The sequence below is a fragment of the Sedimenticola hydrogenitrophicus genome (assembly GCF_025175675.1).
Taxonomy (GTDB): Bacteria; Pseudomonadota; Gammaproteobacteria; order Chromatiales; family Chromatiaceae; genus Sedimenticola; species Sedimenticola hydrogenitrophicus.
Window position 1 is genome coordinate 46486 of record NZ_JANIOA010000007.1, and the last position, 18769, is coordinate 65254.

The window sequence follows — 18769 nt, forward strand, 5'->3', positions numbered from 1 at the left end:
CACAATGATGAAGTCCACGGAGTCCTGGCTGGGAAGCGAGTTGTTACCCGAGCTTCCCGGCAACAAGGACAAGGCCGCCAGCACCGCCAAAACGGTGCCGGCCAAAATCCTGGTGGTGGATGATGAAGTACGCATGCGTGAGAGCGTGCGCGATCTCCTTAAGGCATACGGACATGCGAGTATTATCGCGGCAAACGGACAGGTCGCGCTGGAGATCCTGCATGGCAATCCGATTGAGCTGATTCTTCTCGACCTGAACATGCCGGAGATCTCCGGACTGGAGTTTCTCGAGCTGCTGAAAACGGACTTCCCCGAGATCGATGTGGTCATCGTCAGTGGCGAAGCCACCTTTGCCAACGCCACCGAGGCACTGAGAAACGGCGTCAGCGATTTTTTGCGCAAACCCTACAACCCGGTGGAACTCCTCGGCATAATTGAGAACGTACTAAAAAAACGCAGCCTGGAACGGGAGTTCAAACAGGTACACCAGAAGCTCGAAGCCTCCGAATACCGTTATCGTTTCATCGTCGACAACTCCCCGGACATCATCTACATGCTCGACGAGGCGGGTTACTTCTGCTTCGTCAATGATCGCATCAGCCAACTGCTCGATTACAAACAGGATGATCTGATTGGGCACCACTACTCCGAGGTGGTGCATGAGGAGGACGTGGAGAAGGCGAGATACGCCTTTGCCGAACGCCGCACCGGGGATCGCGCCAGTCGTAACGTGGAGTTCAGGCTGCGCTGCAAGGACAACAGCCAGCCCAGCCGCTACTTCGAGAGCCGCTCCGTCTCGGTCGAGCTGAACTCGATGGGCATCTACCGCGACACCGGCGGCGTCGATGAGAGATGTTATGTCGGCACCTATGGCGTGGCGCGGGATATCAGCGAGCGCAAGCGGGCCGAAGAGATCATCAACTTCCAGCTCTACCACGACCTGCTGACCCAACTGCCCAACCGCGCCCTGTTGCGTGACCGTCTCGGTCTGGCCATCTCCCAGGCCAAGCGAAACGGCAATCAACTGGCGCTGATGTACCTGGACATGGACCGGTTCAAGGTGATCAACGACTCCCTGGGCCATGTCGCCGGGGATCAACTGCTGCAGACGGTGGCCAACCGGTTACGCAACTGCCTGCGCGACAGCGACACCCTGGCCCGGGTGGGCGGCGACGAGTTCAATCTGCTGGTTCCGGAAGTCACCGGCAGGGTCGACGCCATTCGCCTGGTAGAGAAGATGCTGGCCAACCTGAAGGCGCCAATCTTTATCGATGGGGTCGAGGTCTTCGTCAGTTTCAGTATCGGCATTGCACTGTTCCCGGATAACGGGGAGACCATGGATGCGCTGATCAAGCATGCCGATATCGCCATGTACCATGTCAAACGGCACGGCAAGGATGGTTACGAGTTCTTCTCCAACGAGATGAAAGGTTCGGCCGACCAGCACCTTTCGCTGGACACGGGTCTCCGGCGCGCCATTGATGAAGAGCAGCTGCAGGTCTATTTTCAGCCACAGATCAATCTGCCGTCCGGCAAGGTCTCCGGAATGGAGGCACTGCTGCGCTGGAAGCACCCGGAAGTGGGCAACATCAGCCCCACCGAGTTTATCCCCGTGGCCGAAGAGAGCGGCCTGATCAATGAGATCGGATTGTGGGTGCTGGATGCCGGCTGCGCGGAATTGAGCAAGTGGCGCAAGGCTGGTCACGACCAGGTCAAACTGGCGGTCAATGTCTCTTCGAAACAGCTGGCGCAAGCCGATTTCGAACAGCAGGTATTCAAGGTACTGACCAGGCATGGGGTCCCCGGCTCCGCGCTGGAGCTGGAGATCACCGAGAACGTACTGATCCAGGATATGGATCAGGTGGTCCACAAACTTCGCCAACTGCATGCCGCGGGTATCTGTATCGCGGTCGATGACTTCGGCATCGGCTACTCCTCCCTTGGCTACCTGCAGTCATTGCCCCTGAGCACGCTCAAGATCGATCGCTCGTTTGTCAGCGGCATACGCGCCACCAGCAGCCGCAACTCCATCGTCACCGCGATTGTCGCCATGGCCAAGGAACTGGGACTCGATATCATTGCGGAAGGAGTCGAGACGGAGGTCCAGCATCAACAACTGAAGCGGCTCGGCTGCCCCAATGCCCAGGGCTTCCTGTTTAGCCGGCCAATGCCCAAGGAACAGGTCGGGCTGTTCCTGAAAAAGGGTGCGTTGTAACGACAGAAGCCATTGCGCTTTGCAATGGTTATTTTCAATTCCGCATTGACCATGATCACCACAACCCGCTTAACGTCGCGGCGCAGCTGGGGTACCATTCTCTCAACTAATAACCGGGGGAGAACAGGCAGGTGATCGATATAGATGCATCCGTTGCAGAAGTGATGACCCAGGGATTTCATATCCCACCAAGACCGGAGACGCTGATGCGGCTGCAGGAGATCAGCAGCAGTGATGATCCCTCGCTGGCGGACATCGCCCAGGTGGTCGCCGCGGATGTCGGGCTCTCATCGGCTATTCTCAAGACCGTCAACTCGCCCTTCTACGGGCTGACCCGAAGCATCACCAATATCCATCAGGCAGTCTCCCTGCTCGGCATGGAGAGCGTCAACAGTCTGGCTGCCTCGGTGGAGCTGAAGCGCGCCCTGACCGGCAATGCCTGCATCTCGCTGGAACGATTCTGGGACAACGCCACCGACGTGGCCAATTCCATGGTCTATATCGGCAGTCGGCTGAAGGAGAACTTCTCCCTGGAAACCCTCTACACCGTCGGACTCTTCCATGATTGCGGTATCCCGGCCATGGCAATCCGCTACCCCGATTACCGGCTGACCCTGATCGATGCCAATGACAGTACCGAGCAGACCCTCTCGCAAATCGAAGAGGCAAAGCATGGCACCAACCACTCGATCATCGGTTATTACATCGCCGCCTCGTGGCATCTCCCCGAATGCCTCTGCGAGCTGATCCTGCAGCATCATGAGGCGGACTACCTGGAACACATTACCGGCAAGGAAGACCAACTGGTCTATGCCATTCTCAAGATGGCGGAGAATATTGTCGACCGTACCCGGCGCTTTCGGGATGCCCAGGACTGGCAACAGTTACAGCACCGGGTGCTGGATACCATGGGTCTGAACGTCCTGGAGTACAGCGATATTGAAGAGGACCTGAGCGAACTGCTGAGCTAAGGGCTCGCGCAAAAATAAGTTCCGGTATTCGGTCGCCACTGGACCCCGCCACCGGTGTTACGCTTTTTGGCAAGGGAACAGCCATTGCCTGCAAAGCGTGCCTTGCCGGTATGGTCCAGTGACGCCCTCGGTACTACGAAATTATTCTTGCGCGAGCCCTAATCACCGTTAACCAGAAGTCGCTCGAATTGATCCGCAGGCAACGGCTGGCTGAACAGATAACCCTGCGCCTTCTGACACTTCAACTCCTTCAAAAATGCCAGCTGGTCAGTATTTTCCACCCCTTCGGCAATCACATCCAGCTCCATCGCCCGGGCCATGGAGATGATCGCCCTGACGATGGCGCGGCTGTTGCGATCGGTCAGTATGTCGCGAATAAAGCTTCGATCGATCTTCAGGGTGTTGACCGGAAAGCGCTGCAGGTAGCTCAGCGAGGAGTAGCCGGTGCCGAAATCGTCAATCGCCAGATTCAGACCGGCAGCGCGCAGTTGGATCAGCTGATTCAGGGTCCTCTCGATCTGTCCCATCATCATGCTCTCGGTGATCTCCAGGGTGAGGCAGCCCGGCGGAAACCTGCTTTCGTTGAGGATCCGCCGCACCTGCTCGATCAGGTCGCTGGAGTGAAACTGCCTGGCCGACAGGTTGACCGCCAGACACAGCTCCCGGGAGTACTCATCCACCCACTGTTTCACCTGCCGACAGGCCTGCCGCAATACGCCGTGTCCCAGGCGGATGATTAAGCCGGTCTCCTCGGCCAGCGGAATGAACTCGTCGGGCATGATCAGGCCCCGCTCCGGGTGTTGCCAGCGCACCAGCGCCTCCATACCCACCAGCAGGCCGGAATCGAGCTCATAAACCGGTTGGAAATAGGGGACGAACTGACCGCTGTTCAGGCCGACGCTCATTTCATTTTCCAGCGCCAGGCGGCGCCCACTCTCCCGGTTCATCTCCTCCTGGAAGAAGTGAAATCGATCACCGCCCTCGCTCTTTGCATGATACATGGCCATATCGGCATGCCGGGTCAGGTCATCCACGCTCTCCCCATCGCGTGGATAGAGACTGATGCCGATGCTCAGATGGGGAATGATCTCATGCCGGTCAATCCACACCGGACGGATCACCTTGGCCAGAATTTTGGTCGCCACATCGGTAACCGTATACTCGTCGATCAGATCCAGCAGGATGACGGTGAACTCGTCCCCGCCCATACGGGCGACGGTATCCACCGACCTGACCGCCTGCCGGACGCGATCGCCCACCTCAATCAGCAAGGCATCGCCATGGGTGTGGCCGAGGGAGTCGTTGATATTCTTGAACCGGTCCAGGTCGATGAACAGCAGTGCCAGCTTGCTTTCATGCCGCTGGCAGCGCTTCAGTTCCTGCTTCAGACGCTGATGGAACAGTGCCCGGTTGGGAAGCCCGGTGAGGGCGTCGTTGAAGGCCAGCTCCTCCAGCTGCTCTTCGGTTCTTTTCTGATGGGTGATATCGGAAAACAGCCCGGTGTAGTAACAGGGTTTGCCAGTGGCGTCAAAGATGGTATTGAGACGGAGATAGATGGGAAACACCTCGCCAGTCTTCTTGCGATCCCAGATCTCACCCTGCCACTTGCCGGCCTGGTTGAGCGACTCCCAAATCCGCTGATAGAACACCTCGTCATGCCTGCCGGACTTGGCAAATCCGGCATTTCTCCCCAGCACCTCGTCGCGGTCGTATCCGAGCAGGTCACAATAGGCGGGATTCACCTCGATAATCCGCAGATCCATATCCGTGACGATGATCCCCTCGCTGGTCGAGTCGGTCACGTACTTGGCCAGCCGGAGCTGCTCCTCCGACTGCTTCCGCTGAGTGATGTCGCGCCACACCACGTGCAGCAGCAACCGCCCGCCGGCGGGAATCGGGGTGAGCAGCACCTCGACCGGAAAATCGGTCCCGTCGCGCTTGCGGTGGATCCACTCGAACCGATGCGACCCACGCTCCATGGCGATGGCGATCATCTCATTCGCCTTGTCGTAGGACGAGGCGCCATCCAGCTGGAAGGGCGGTGACAACTGTGAGGGATGGGTGGCGAACAAGTCAGCGCGAACCGCATAACCCAGCATCCGCAATGCAGCCTCATTGCAATCGATGAAGCGGCCACCATCAATGATGAGCATCGCATCGGCCGAATGCTCGAACAGCACCCGATATTGATCCTGTACTGGTTCCGTCATGTCTGTTTGCGTCAGCCTGTTCGTCCTGAATGCTGGATTGCCCCCGGCGCGAAGCCTCCCGGTGCCGGTCGCGCCGGCGGCCGGCGGGAAGGGGCCGTGGAATGGAGAACAACCCCCGCCAAGGTCGCCCCGATGTGGGAACGTTTCTGAAATCTATCGGCAACCCCGGCGGGTACTTTATCGCCCGGCCCCACCCGGTACACGTTCATAAATTGTGCAATCATTACCATCACTATATCTTATTACTGGCGTTTCTCAGTTATATGGTAGGTTATTGCCCAGAACAGTGTACCCGCAGCACCGATCAATCATAGGAAGTAGCATGCGACCAGCCGCAATATCGGCCATTCTGGACCGTGAATATCTGAGTACCGAACAGGGTCATCACACACCGGTCATGCTCTGGGGACCCCCCGGGGTAGGCAAGTCGCAGCTGGTCAGCCAGGTGGGCCGGCGCCACCGGGTACCGGTGATCGATATCCGCCTCTCGCAAATGGAGCCGAGCGACCTGCGCGGCATCCCGTTCCGCAGCGGCGATCGCGTGGAGTGGGCCGAGCCCGCGCTGCTGCCCCATGTGGACGCCCACGGTGAACGGGGCATCCTGTTTCTTGACGAGATCACCTCCGCCCCACCCAGTGTATCCGCCGCCGCCTATCAACTGATCCTCGACCGGCGCCTGGGGGAGTACCGGGTCCCGGACGGCTGGGCCATCTTTGCCGCCGGCAACCGCCAGGGCGACCGCGGCGTCACCTACACCATGCCCTCCCCGCTGGCCAACCGGTTCACCCATTTCGAGGTGGAGACCCAACTCGACGACTGGGTCGCCTGGGCCTATGACAACGGCATCGACGAACGGGTGATCTCCTTCCTGCGCTTCCGCCCGGAACGGCTGTTCGATTTCGATCCCGCCCACAATCCGGTGGCCTTCCCCTCGCCCCGCTCCTGGGAGTTCGCCCATCGCGGGCTGCAGAAGTTCGGCACCCTGCCCGAGCTGCTCTGCGACGCCCTGCAGGCCTGCGTCGGCCCGGCCGCCGGGATCGAACTGGCGGCGTTCGTCAACAACCTGGACAAATTGCCCGATATCGACGCCATCCTGCAAGGCGAAACTGTGCTGGTGCCGACTGAAATCGACCTGCAGTACGCCGTCGCTTCCGCCCTCGTTGGCCGTGCGCTGAAGGCCAGGGGCGCCGCCGGCGAGCGCGGGGTGTATGGCCGTATCCTCGACTATGCCGGCCGCTTTCCGCAGCGGGAGATGGGCATCATGCTGGTCTCGGACATGCACCGCGCCATCGGCCAGGAGCTGTTCAACCTGCCGGAATTCGCCCCCTGGGCCGAGGCGGTGGCCGATGTGATGCTGTACGATCTCTGAACACGGGATGGAGCCGGCAGACGATGAGCGAGATCGAGACCAAACTCAGCGCCGCCCGCACCCGCCTGATCCTGGACAAACCATTCCTCGGCGCCCTGGTGTTGCGTCTGCCGATGCTGCGAGCCGACCCCGGCTGGTGCCGGACCACCGCGACCGATGCCCGCGCCTTCTACTACAATGCCGATTTCATTGACGCCCTGAGCCTGGAACAGACCCAGTTCGTGCTGGCGCACGAGGCGCTGCACTGCGCCCTCTCCCACTTCGCCAGACGCCTGCACCGGGACAAGTATCGCTGGGATATCGCCTGTGATCTGGCGATCAACCCGTTGCTGATCGCCGAGCAGCTGGAGCCCTGCCCGGGGGCACTGCACCTGGTCGAATTCGAGGGCATGACCGCCGAGGAGATCTATCCCTGCATCGCCGAGAGCGAGCAGATGGAGACCCACGACCAGCATCTCTACGATCGGACCGAGACCAACCCCGGAGGCAGTCCGGGGGGTGGCGGTGACCGACCGAATGATGTACCGGCCGCCGAAAGAGCGGACCCGCAGCCCCAGGCGCCGCGCAGCGAGTCCGATTCGGGGAAATCACCATCCGCCGCCACCCAACCGGCACCGCTGTCACCGACCGAGCAGGAACGGCTGGCCGTGCAGTGGACTCAACGCCTGGCCGGCGCCCATCAGCAGGCGCTGCAGGCTGGCAGGATGGGCGGTGAGCTGGGGCGCATGATCGGCCATCTGCTGCAGCCGCGCATCCCCTGGCGCATGCTGCTGGCCAAGTACATGACCGCCACCGCCCGGGAGGACTACAACTGGGCCAGACCCTCGCGACGCGAGGGTGACGCCATCCTCCCCAGCCTGCGCAGCAGCGAACTCAGGGTGGTGGTCGGGCTGGATACCAGCGGCTCCATCAGCGACGAGGAGATGCGCCAGTTCATCTCCGAAATCGACGCCATCAAGGGGCAGGCCCATGCCCACATCACCCTCCTCGCCTGCGATGCCGTGCTGGCCGCCGACGGCCCCTGGATTGTCGAGCCCTGGGAACAGCTGCGCCTGCCCCGGGCATTCACGGGCGGCGGCGACACCGACTTCAGACCGGTATTCGAGTGGGTAGAGCAACACGATGCCCGGTGCGATCTGCTGATCTATTTTACCGACGCCCAGGGGGCGTTTCCGAACCACGAACCGGCGATGCCGGTGATCTGGCTGGTCAAGGGCAAGGCGGAGATCCCCTGGGGTCAGCGCATCCAGCTCAATTGAGACCTGCGGGGGATTTCGGGCAATGGAACTGAGCAACGAGGACCTGCTGCGCCTGAACGTGCTGGTCGTCAATACCGAGGCGATTCGCATCGACGAGAACCGCATGGAGGTGCACGGCATCAAGGGTGATCAGGAGATGAAGGTGGCCCTGCACCCCGACGGCAACCCGGAACGCTATCTCAGGCAGGTACGCGAGCTGTTGGCCGGCATCGTGCTCAACTCTCCCGGTGGCTATCCCGTCTATATACAGCGCTGGACCCGCATGGGCCAGGTCGAAAGTGTCCGTCTGTCGAGCCTGCTGAAACTGGCTGAGCCGGAGGCGGTCATGGCGGTGGTCTGTTCGCCGGACCTGACCGACCAACTGGCACGCCTCGCCTGGTGGTGCGAACCGCGGGCCGAGTACGCCAGGCGACTGCTGGAACAGCCGGCGGTGGCAGCCGGTCCGCTGGGTGCAGCACTGGCCGCCTTTCTGGTGGAGCACCTGCCCTTCGAGACCGAACCGCGGCAGATTCTGGAGAGCGTGCGTCTGGTGCTGCAGCCGGGGCTGATCGACGCACCGATCAAACAACGGCTCTGGAACCGCGGTCGCTCGTCAAAGAGCTACCGTGTGGGCTTCCTGGAAACTGTACCGGATGAACTGCCGGAGCCGTTGCAATCGCGCAGTGACCTGTCAGCGTATCAGCCCCTGTTAAGGCGCATGGCGGACCGGGGGAATCGTTACGCCGCACTCCTGGAGAAGCTGCTGGAGAGCCGCGGTCAGACCTTCGCCCATACGGCTATCGACGTGATGACACGCCCGGCCGACCAGGATGTGGTCAGCGCCCTGTTCAAGGCGGTCGGCGACTATTTCTCCACTATTCGGGCGGGCCGGGAAGAGCTGCGGGAGATTGCCGAGATCGATGCTGTGGTCGAATCACTGCTGGCTGCCGACCACGGCCCCCTGCATGAGCTGTGGGACACCCTGCCGCAACTGCGGAGGGAGATACGCGCCATGCTGTTCCTGGCCCAACTGGATGACGCCGTGCTTACCCCGATTCTCAGCCTGACAGACGCCGTGGGTTCGGTGATGCGTAACAAGCTCCAGCCTGTCTCGGAACCCATGGTGCGGAATCTCGGGTACCTGTTGGGTGTTGGAACTGAAGTGGATAATCCCACTGACCCCACCCCACACAGGAAAAATATGCGCCGCAAATGAACGTAAATAAACGCGAATAAGCCCGAAGGTGCGTCTGCCCAGAGGGCGGGCCGTGCCCGCCGCCACATCGGTACGAACACCCACGGCGCCCACAGGGCGCTCTATACTGGTCGGGTTACGCCTGCGCTAAACGTGACCTGCAACTACCAGATATTCCACCCGGATTGCTCGCCAACACATCAAAATTAGAAACTCAAGTTTCGGAGTTCAAAAAGCGTTGCTCAGGGCGGGCCACCCCCCTTTCCGAGACTTGGGTTAAAAAATATTCATATTCCTGTTAAATTGTTGTTTACTATTTTAGTATTTTCTTATATTCTTACTCTCAGTTAAGGCGAGCTGTAGCGCTTTACAGAGGAAGACACAATCTTAATAAAGGTTTTTCAGGAGAGATATCCATGAACAAATTCGCAAAAATCGCTGCCGTTGTCGCCATGTTGTCCGCATCCGCCACCGCATCTGCCTGGTGGGGCGGCGGTCCCTGGAATGGAATGGGTGACGGTATGGGTGACGGTACCGGTGATTTCAACATGAACTTCAGTGGTCGCAGCAATGCCTACACCCGTGGTAACGGCTATGGCTACGGCAACCCCTACTATGGTGGTTATGGTGCACCTTACGGTTACGGCGCTCCTTACGGCTATGGCCAGGCACCTTACGGTTACGGCGCACCCCAGGGTTACGGCGCACCCTATGGCGCACCCTACGGTTACCCGGCGCCTGTTGCTCCGGTAGCGCCGCAGGCTCCTGCTGCCCAGTAAACGGCTGGCGGATCACCCGTTGATCCAAAACCCGAGGACGTTTTACCGCACAGGATGTGCCCGGCCTGAAAGTGAAGTTTAAGGCTGTGCAAAGATTCGGTTTTCCGGAGTCCCGACAAGGGGCTCCGGGAAATTGAATCACCCGTTATCCCGATCCTCATCGTTCCACTGCCGGCGCAGGCTCTGCAGTCGCAGTTTATAGGCCTCGGCATCGCCATAGTCGAAAAACCGTTCAACCCTATAACGCAGACACTGCCTCTACAGGTTCACACATGCCCGCTGATCTTGGCATGCAGCGGTTTGGTCTGATTGAAGCGCTCCATCTGCTCCTCGGTCACCTCCCGCTGGTACCTCTCCTTCCACTCATCGTAGGACATACCGTAGATCGCCTGCAGCGACTCCTCCTTGGTCAGCGGGATACCCTGGGCATCCGCCGCCGCCTTGTACCACTTGGAGAGACAGTTCCGGCAGAAGCCGGCCAGGTTCATGATGTCGATGTTCTGCACGTCGCTGCGTTCGCGAAGATGCCCCACCAGGCCGCGAAATGCGGCCGCCTCCAACTTGATCCGGTCCTGTTCGTTCATAATCGCCTCCGATCACCTTAGGGCTCGCAAAAAAATAGTTGCGTAGCACTGAATACAGGAACTTATTCTTTCACCAGCTCTTAGCCCATAAAAAAACCCAATCTAACCCGTCGACCGATGCCTGACAAAAGCGAAAAAACAGGGTTTTTGCTTATTTGAGTATATCCCTTACTCCATTCAGGCGGCATTCAGCCAGCGGGCGCTAGGCTTTAAGCGTACCGGAGAACCAACCTGGAGGAAGTTCACCATGAAACTGTTAACCAAGGCATTGATTATCACCTCCCTGTCGCTGGCCGCCCTGACCCAGGTCCAGGCCGGAGAGCGTCACGAGGGAAATCACTTCAAAACACTGGCGGAGCCGTCGTATTTGCACCAACCGGCGGCCTTGAAAGTCCACGGGAAGGGCTACTATTCGCGCGGCAATTGGAATAGCCGCCGGGACTCCCGCAAGCACTTCGACAAGCGCTACTGGGGCCACCGGTCATATGACCGTTATGGTTACAACAGGCACTACGCGAGGCCCCATTACCAGCCTGACTACCGCTACAGGCGTGATTACGGCCGCTCTTCCGGCGCCATCATTTTTCGCTGGTAGCCACGCTCGCCGATGATTCGGTGCTCGCGCATTCCGGGTCATTGGCGACACCCCGCGACGCCGGTGCAAGCCGCGGTTTTCTGCCAAAGGCGAACCAGTACCAGCCGAGGCTGTTGAACCAGCAGATCGCCGCGGTCCACAGGTCGTGGGAAAGAAAGTGGGCACCGCGCAGTTGCTGGGTTAAGCCGAAGACCAGGCCCAGGACGAGGCCGGACAGCAGGCCATAACCCCGCCACTCAGGACGCGCGACGGCGAGAAAGAAATAGAGCGCCAGGAAGGTATAGCCGGCTCCGGCATGGGCGGCCGGAAAGCACTTGCCGTAACGGAAACCACCCGCATCCGGTTCGAACAGCCGGATGTAGGGATGCTCGCCGCCATAGCGCAGCAGGTCCCAGGGACAGTCGACGTGAGTGACCTCCTTGCCGATGCCGACCAGCAGGCCGGACAGGGGCATCACCAGGGCCAGATACCAGATCGCCCGGCGGTAGGGCCGCATCCGCCCGATGAACTGACTGAGTATCGCCAGCACAAACAGCAGGCCCGCGAGCAGCTTCACCAGCATCTTGGCCTGATCATGCAGTATGGTCGAAAACAAGGTGCTGTTCTGCAATGTCCAGCCGCCCCCTCCCGCCTGATAGATAAGATCAGCCAGCTGAATATCGAGTGTGCCGCTCTCCAGCAGGCCCGCCAACAGGATGAACAGCAGCAAAGGCAGCAGCAGGTGGTTACGCCAGAATCGGCCGTCGTGTCGTATCATCGTGCAAGCGCCGGCGGCTCCCAGGCATTCAGGTGCTGGGAGTAGATGTAGCTGGCGCCCTGGTAGTAGGCGATGTCCCGTTCAATTGCGGTATCCGGCTCGGTTACGCTGATCTCAAGTGGATCCGCTGCGGTGGGGTTGAGCTGTTGAGTCATGCGCTGTTTCGGACTGAGGATCGACAACCGGTTCCCGGTATAGAGGCCCAGCTTCTGGTAGTTGCCGATCAGGGCACGCTCATCGGCAGGCCGCATGGTGAGAATGTTTTTGCCGAAGAAGGCCGACTCATAATCCATGTTCAGCAGTGCCAGCAGGGTCGGCGCCACATCGATCTGGCTCGCCAGCGCGGTCACTCTCTGCGCCGGGATATGCTGCGGACTGTAGATCAGCATGGGTATGTGGTACTGGCTGACCGGCAGGGCGACCTTGCCGGCGCTGCCGGAGGTGTGGTCCGCGACGATGACAAACAGGGTATCACCGAACCAGGGCTTGTTCCGCGCCTTCTCCAGCAACTCGCCGATCGCCCAGTCGGTATATTTCACCGCACCAGCGCGGCCACTGCCGGAAGGCATGTCGATACGACCTTCCGGATAGGTGTAAGGGCGGTGGTTTGTCGTGGTCATGAGATGGAAAAAGAACGGCTGGTCCGCCTGATGGGCGGCATCCGCCGCCTTCAGGGCCTGGGTATAGAGATCGTCATCCGCCATCCCCCAGGCGTTGGTAAAGCCCATCTCGCTGTCCGGGGTACTTGACTGATCGATAATGCCGTATCCGTTGCCCGCAAAAAAGGCGTTCATGTTCTCGAAATAGCCGCGCCCGCCGTAGATGAACCGGACATCGTAGCCCTTCGATTTCAGCACATTGCCGATCGACCAGAGATTGGTCTCGTGCCCGACGCGCTTGACAATGGAACGCCCCGGGGTGGGTGGGATGGACAGGGTCACCGCTTCCAATCCGCGGGTGGTCCGGGTACCGGTGGCATACAGGTTGGTGAACAACATGGAGTCCGCGGCCAATCGGTCCAGATTGGGCGTCAGGCGCTCGCTATTGCCGAATACCTGCAGGTAATCGGCACTCAGACTCTCGACCATCACCAGAAAGATGTTCAGACGACGCTCTCGTCCCGGATTGTCAATCGACCGGCGGATATCAAAACCGGATGTGGTCACCTCCCCGGCGGAAATCTCTTTCTGCAGGAGTGCAGCGGCCGTGGCGTCGGGCAGGGTCTGGTAGAACTTGTAATAATCCAGCTCATTGTTCTTGAACGCCGCGATGAACTGATAGGGGCCGTTGCTGGCCAATTCATTCTGATAACTGTTATTGGACAGCTCGCGCAGATCCTGGTTAACCAGCAGAAAACTCACCACCGGCAGCAGCATCAGTCCGCCGGCATGGGTCAGCCGCTGCCGGAATGGCTCCCGTACATCCAGGGCGACCTTGATCTTGTCGACCACCAGCCAGTAGACAAACAGGGTCACAAGCAGGATGGCACTGAGGTAGAGCGGCAACGGATAGGATTCGCGGATGTTATCCGTGACTTCGCGCCGATATACCAGGTAATCCACGGAGATGAAATTGAAACGGACACTGAACTCATCCCAGAACAGCAACTCCGCCGCCAGGATAAAGCCGAGGCCGTAGATGGTCGCGAAGATCGCCAATCGCACAAAACCGCGGTTCAGACCTGTTTTCCAGAGCCTCTCCGGCACCAGCAGCAGATACAGGGTGACCGGTATCAGCGCATAGCCGTAGAATGCCAGATCGTATATCACACCCAGCAGGTAGACCTTCAGAAATGCTATGATCGACAAGTCGGCTTCGGGGAACGCCGCCACCAGCAACAGGGTGCGGGTGAGAAAAAAATAGATCAGTGCGATTGATAGCACATAGCCGATCAACGCATAACGGCTGTTGGAGAGTCGTAGCTGCATCAGAACTTATCCCAGTGTAAAAATCATGGATCCGGTGCGGCGAGACTACTTGCAAAAGATTAAGGAAAACTTAAGCCGACTGTCGCTTAATGGCACCTCACCGGGTCACAGCAAGAGCAGAGTGGAAGCATGCGGGTATTATTGGTAGAGGACGATCAACTACTGGGCGACGGACTAAACGTCGCCCTGGAGCAGATGGGCTACACCGTCGACTGGATAACCGACGGCAACCAGGCGGAAATCGCCCTGCGGGACCCCTCTCTGGATCTGGTGATCCTGGATATCTCGCTCCCGGGCCAGGACGGCCTGACCCTGCTGCGCAAGATCCGCCAGCAGAACAATCCGATTCCGGTCCTGCTGCTGACGGCGCGGGACAGCCTGAACGACCGTGTCCTGGGGCTGGATTCCGGTGCCGACGACTATCTGCCCAAGCCCTTCGACCTGGAGGAACTGGCGGCACGCCTGCGCGCCATCGCGCGCCGCCGCGCCGGGCGCTCCACCCCCCTGCTCAGGCATGGCGCTGTCACCCTGGATCCGGCCGGCCGCGCCGTACTGCTCGATGACCAGCCGGTGAGCTGTACCGCGCGGGAATATGCCATCCTGGAAGCGCTGTTGATGAACAGCGGCCAGGTGCTGTCCCGGCAGCGTCTGGAAGAGGCGTTGTACGGCTGGGACGACGGGGTGGAGAGCAATGCCATCGAGGTCTATATACACCACCTGCGCAAGAAGCTGGGCAAGTCCACCATCCAGACCGTCCGCGGGGTGGGCTACATGATACCGAAATCCAGTGATTGCGATGGCTAGGCAGGTTTCCATCCGCAAACGCCTGCTGCTCAGCCTGATCGGGCTGATCGGCATCACCTGGCTCGGTATTTTTATCCTGGTCAACGAGGACACGACCCATGAGCTGGAGGAGATCTACGACGCCAGTCTCGCGCAGAACGCCCGCATCCTGTTCGGGCTCCTGCAACAGGAGATCAAGGAGGGCGAGGTCGAGTTGGTTCGCAACATTGAACTGAGCGACAGTTTTCCACACACCTATGAACTGAATATCGCCTTCGTGGCAAAACTGGGTGGCCTCATTATCCAGTCGAAGGATGCCCCTGATTTCCTCACCGTGCTGCCCGAGGGTTTCAGCGATTACACCTCCGACGGAAAGAAATGGCGGGTATTCACCCTCAGCGACGGGGAGACCGGGCTGGTGGTCCATACCGCGCAGAAGTTGCAGGCCCGCGAGGAGCTGGTCGCCTATCTGGTCAAGGACACACTTTCGGTCATTATGCTGATTCTGCCGTTACTGGGCCTGTTTATCTGGCTGGGCATCAGTCGCAGTCTCAGGCCGTTGAATCAACTGGTGAGCGAGGCTGGGGCGATGAATCCACGCTCGCTCCGCCCCTTCAATATCGATGACGCACCGGCCGAGGTCGCACCGCTGATCATCGCACTCAACCGGCTGCTGGAACGACTCGACCGGGCGATTGAAAATGAGCGACGCTTTACCGCGGATGCGGCCCATGAGCTGCGGACCCCGCTGGCCGGTCTCAAGGTACAGTTGCAGGTTGCGTTGCGCGCCACGGATGAGCGGCAAAAGACCAAGGCGATGAACAAGGCGCTGGAGGGGGTCGACCGAACCACCCACCTGGTCAATCAGTTGCTGACCCTGGCGCGGGCCGACCGGGAGAGCGCCACCACGCTGACGTTTCGGCCGGTCGACCTGGTCAGGCTTGCCGGGGAGGTGATCGCCGGCCTGCGGGAACCGGCCGAACAACAGCGGATCGACTTGACCCTGGATACCGACCAGCCCGGGCACCGGATTAACGGCGAGCCGACCATGCTGCAGATCATGCTGCGAAACCTGTTGGAAAACGCCATCAAATACACCCCCGCCCCGGGTAGGGCCGGTATCCGCGTCACCGAGCATGACGACCGGGTGCGGTTGGAGGTGTGGGATTCGGGCGCGGGCATCTCCCGGCAGGCGCTGGATCTGATGTTCCAACGTTTCCGCCGCGGGGATCATGGCAGCGCCAGCGGCAGTGGATTGGGGCTTTCCATTGTCAAGCGCATCGCGGAGATACACGATGCCGAGATCGAGGTGGATTACAGCGTGCCTGGCGGGGGCTTCCGCATCGGGGTTGTGTTTAAACCCGCCACCGCCTGAGCCACATGCCCAGAGTTTTGACCGATACTTGTGGTATCAACGACCATTGATCTCCTGTTCGAGCCGGTCAATCAGGCCGACGATCTGTTGGGACAGCGGCTCAACCCGGGTAAACAGCATCTGGGCATCCCCCTCCCGTCCCGCCTCTTTGGCCGCGACGATGTTTCTGATCGTCTGGTGCAGTTCGGCATGCGGGGCCTCGATCTGCTTCAACACCGGCAACTGGCCATAGTTCTTCAGGCCGTCGCTGTAATACCACTTGCCGAAAACACAGTCATGATGTGAGACCGCCTCCTTTTCGGTCAGCATACCCTCGCCGTCCAGATAGGCGCGCAGACGTCCCTTCCAGGCCAGGTGTGCCGCCTTGGCAACCGATAGATCCACCCCGGCCCGGGTATTGAACTGGGACATGACGTGGTTCAACTGTTGTATCTCTTCACTGATACGCGAGTTGGAGTTGACGGTCTGGCGCGCCGCCAGGCGGGTATTCTCGGCAACCTCGGCAATACTGACAATAGAGCGGTCCACCTCGGCGGTCACCTGGCTCTGTTGTTCAATAGCCGTGGCGATCTGGGTACTCATGTCGCGGATCGTGGTCACCATGCCGACGATCTTCTCCAGGGCATCCCCGGCCTTTTCGGTCTGTTCGACGCTCTGATGGGCAATTTCGCTACTCTTGCCAATCGCCTTGACCGACACCGCGGCCTGATTCTGCAGCCGTTCAATGATACCGCGTATCTTGCCGGTAGACTCCTGGGTGCGCTGCGCCAGGGTACGGACCTCATCCGCCACCACGGCAAAGCCCCGCCCCTGATCACCGGCCCGGGCCGCCTCGATGGCGGCATTCAAGGCCAGCAGGTTGGTCTGTTCGGCTATGCTGGTAATCACCTCGAGTACCTGCCCTACCTGCTGGGTATCGCTCTCCAGCACATTGATTGTAGAAGCGGCTTCCTCCACCTGTTTGGCCATGTTCTGGATGCCATCACGGGTATGATTGACAATGGTCTGTCCGGTCCTTGCCTCCCGGTCCGCCTGTGCGGCCGCCTCGGCCGCCTGGCCGGTATTGCGCGCTACCTCCTGCACAGTCATGCTGATTTCATTGATCGCGGTGGCAATCTGGGTAATCTCCTGCTGCTGTTGGGTAACCCCCTGGTCGGTTTGGTCCAGTGTCTCGGTCGCCGTGACAGTCGCATGGCCTATCTGGTCGGCAACCTGGCACACCCCCTTGATCATCTGCCCCACCTGCTGCAGCATGTTGTTGTAGGCAGCGTAGGCCTGGCCGATCTCATTTTTATCATCCAGACAGGCGAGCGGTTTCGAGAAATCGCCCTTGCTCACTTCGCCCAGATGGCTGCGCAGGTGATCAATCTCATTCATCAGTACCGTCATACCGAACACCCGGCCCAGTACCACCAGCAGCAGAATGACTGACGTCATGATAAAGGCGATGGTCTGTTGCAGGGCGACCGCGTCATTGGCCTCTGTCGCCATCATCCCAACCGCCTTGTTCATCTCCTTCAACACCTGCACGGACTGTTTCTGGATCGCCTCCAGGCCGGCCTGGTCGGGGCTGGCGGCGTAGCTGGTGATCACCTGTTTGTAGCCTGACCAGAGCTGCTCCACCAGCTGGAGTTGCTGGAGAATTCCGGCATCCTTGACCGGTAGAATATTTAGCGCGCCATCGCCGTCAAGCAGCGCCCGGTGAGAGGACTCGAACAGCGTGATGGTCTTCTCCATCACCTCACGACTCTCGACCTGCTGCGCTACCAGGATCGCCTCTTTGGCCAGCCGCTGACTCAGCATCCGCTGCCTTCCCGCCACATCAATGGAGCTGGAGTTGACCCCCAGGCTCAGATAGATAGTGACCACCGAGATGAGTGCGCAGAGGAAGATCAGGATATAAGAGAACAGAAATTGGCTGTTGATGGAGCGGATACCGATAGCGGATAACAGCCAGCGGATGAGGTAGGTTATGGACTCACGCATGAGAAAATTCCAGACAATTGAATATTTCCATTGATGCCAACCGGGTGGCGATGTCGGTTCCCGAACTGGCGGTGTGGGGGAATCCCGAACAACCACCCCACGCTCACCCGGAGGACAAATTAGCACTCCCTGATGTATCGACCCGGAGGCTTGATCCTTTAGTAACAAAGGTAAAATCACACCGGGGTCGGAGTCAGCCGTCCACCCCGGCGAACTTCTCCCCGGTGACAGGGCGGCTTGACTCCGACCCCGCCGTTGTGACCCGTTCCACGAAAGGGTATCCGCCGCGAATGATCCACCGGCACTATCCGGGGATTAGCCGCACTGATTGTTCATCGGTTTCGGATCGGGTTAAGCTCAGCCGGTCGAGCGGAACTGGCGGTCAACTTATGGATTTCCCAAGAACCCACGGCACCGACCCGGAAAGCTCGGTGGTAGAAAAACACTATGCGGTGATCTATGTGCCGGGGAAAAAGCGCGCCCGCTTCCCGGAGAACTGTGTCGAGATCATGGATTCCCACGCCAGTGCCATCACCCGAGCGGATGTGGCGCAACAGCGCTATCCGGCGCTAGTCTACGGTCCCTCCCGGTCATCCGAGGGTTTCCGTCTCTACTACCTGATCGAGTGGCTGTAGCCGTTTAGTTATCCCAGTCCGGTTAGTAAGGAACCACGGATGGACACAGATTCACACAGATAGGAGATCAGAATTCTGAATCCGTGATTATCTGTGTGAATCCGTGGTTCTCCAGGGTCCGACCCAGCCAATATGCCCGGTGTCAATTA

Annotated in this window: 15 protein-coding genes; 10 read left to right on the forward strand and 5 right to left on the reverse strand. The window is 59.6% G+C overall.

What is annotated here, in order from left to right; genetic code table 11:
• Nucleotides 1-4: 4 nt before the first annotated feature.
• Both NPX02_RS05765 and NPX02_RS05770 read left to right on the forward strand, forming a co-directional pair.
• Nucleotides 5-2215, forward strand: a complete 2211-nt coding sequence (locus NPX02_RS05765; RefSeq protein WP_260292493.1) for a putative bifunctional diguanylate cyclase/phosphodiesterase — start codon at nucleotides 5-7, stop codon at nucleotides 2213-2215.
• A gap of 131 nt (nucleotides 2216-2346) precedes the next feature.
• The gene (locus tag NPX02_RS05770) at nucleotides 2347-3186 is read left to right on the forward strand and encodes an HDOD domain-containing protein (RefSeq protein ID WP_260292494.1); all 840 of its coding nucleotides are present in this window, start codon (nucleotides 2347-2349) and stop codon (nucleotides 3184-3186) included.
• A 158-nt stretch (nucleotides 3187-3344) separates the two neighbouring features.
• Here the strand turns inward: NPX02_RS05770 and NPX02_RS05775 are convergent, their stop codons facing one another.
• Nucleotides 3345-5396 carry a putative bifunctional diguanylate cyclase/phosphodiesterase gene (locus tag NPX02_RS05775; RefSeq protein WP_260292495.1) on the reverse strand — a complete coding sequence of 684 codons (2052 nt, stop codon included), beginning with the start codon at nucleotides 5394-5396 and terminating at the stop codon, nucleotides 3345-3347.
• 322 nt (nucleotides 5397-5718) lie between these two features.
• Between NPX02_RS05775 and NPX02_RS05780 the strand changes: the two genes are divergently transcribed.
• From NPX02_RS05780 to NPX02_RS05795, 4 genes are all read left to right on the forward strand, one after another.
• Nucleotides 5719-6765, forward strand: coding sequence for an AAA family ATPase (locus NPX02_RS05780; RefSeq protein WP_260292496.1), 1047 nt, complete (start codon nucleotides 5719-5721; stop codon nucleotides 6763-6765).
• 23 nt (nucleotides 6766-6788) lie between these two features.
• Complete coding sequence (locus NPX02_RS05785; protein ID WP_260292497.1) at nucleotides 6789-8024, forward strand: vWA domain-containing protein; 1236 nt, start codon at nucleotides 6789-6791, stop codon at nucleotides 8022-8024.
• A gap of 22 nt (nucleotides 8025-8046) precedes the next feature.
• A complete protein-coding gene (locus tag NPX02_RS05790; protein WP_260292498.1) occupies nucleotides 8047-9219 on the forward strand; it encodes a sulfur reduction protein DsrS in 1173 nt (390 codons plus the stop codon).
• Nucleotides 9220-9614: 395 nt separating this feature from the next.
• Nucleotides 9615-9977, forward strand: a complete 363-nt coding sequence (locus NPX02_RS05795; protein WP_260292499.1) for a sulfur globule family protein — start codon at nucleotides 9615-9617, stop codon at nucleotides 9975-9977.
• A 266-nt stretch (nucleotides 9978-10243) separates the two neighbouring features.
• Here the strand turns inward: NPX02_RS05795 and NPX02_RS05800 are convergent, their stop codons facing one another.
• Nucleotides 10244-10561 carry a DUF1244 domain-containing protein gene (locus NPX02_RS05800; protein WP_260292500.1) on the reverse strand — a complete coding sequence of 106 codons (318 nt, stop codon included), beginning with the start codon at nucleotides 10559-10561 and terminating at the stop codon, nucleotides 10244-10246.
• A gap of 247 nt (nucleotides 10562-10808) precedes the next feature.
• On the opposite strand from NPX02_RS05800, the gene NPX02_RS05805 reads away from it, so the two are divergent.
• A complete protein-coding gene (locus NPX02_RS05805) occupies nucleotides 10809-11156 on the forward strand; it encodes a hypothetical protein (protein ID WP_260292501.1) in 348 nt (115 codons plus the stop codon).
• Here the strand turns inward: NPX02_RS05805 and NPX02_RS05810 are convergent.
• Together NPX02_RS05810 and NPX02_RS05815 are read right to left on the reverse strand one after the other, a co-directional pair.
• Entirely contained in the window at nucleotides 11140-11913 is a 774-nt protein-coding gene (locus tag NPX02_RS05810; RefSeq protein WP_260292502.1) for a phosphatase PAP2 family protein, read from the reverse strand. The genes NPX02_RS05805 and NPX02_RS05810 overlap by 17 nt on opposite strands.
• Complete coding sequence (locus NPX02_RS05815; RefSeq protein ID WP_260292503.1) at nucleotides 11910-13841, reverse strand: LTA synthase family protein; 1932 nt, start codon at nucleotides 13839-13841, stop codon at nucleotides 11910-11912. The genes NPX02_RS05810 and NPX02_RS05815 overlap by 4 nt, the downstream gene beginning before the upstream one ends.
• Before the next feature lie 129 nt (nucleotides 13842-13970).
• Between NPX02_RS05815 and NPX02_RS05820 the strand changes: the two genes are divergently transcribed.
• The gene (locus NPX02_RS05820) at nucleotides 13971-14645 is read left to right on the forward strand and encodes a response regulator (RefSeq protein WP_260292504.1); all 675 of its coding nucleotides are present in this window, start codon (nucleotides 13971-13973) and stop codon (nucleotides 14643-14645) included.
• A complete protein-coding gene (locus NPX02_RS05825; protein WP_260292505.1) occupies nucleotides 14638-15999 on the forward strand; it encodes an ATP-binding protein in 1362 nt (453 codons plus the stop codon). The genes NPX02_RS05820 and NPX02_RS05825 overlap by 8 nt, the downstream gene beginning before the upstream one ends.
• A 36-nt stretch (nucleotides 16000-16035) precedes the next feature.
• Here the strand turns inward: NPX02_RS05825 and NPX02_RS05830 are convergent, their stop codons facing one another.
• Nucleotides 16036-17985, reverse strand: a complete 1950-nt coding sequence (locus NPX02_RS05830) for a methyl-accepting chemotaxis protein (protein ID WP_260292506.1) — start codon at nucleotides 17983-17985, stop codon at nucleotides 16036-16038.
• 389 nt (nucleotides 17986-18374) lie between these two features.
• On the opposite strand from NPX02_RS05830, the gene NPX02_RS05835 reads away from it, so the two are divergent.
• Complete coding sequence (locus NPX02_RS05835) at nucleotides 18375-18620, forward strand: hypothetical protein (protein WP_260292507.1); 246 nt, start codon at nucleotides 18375-18377, stop codon at nucleotides 18618-18620.
• The last annotated feature ends 149 nt before the right edge of the window (nucleotides 18621-18769 follow it).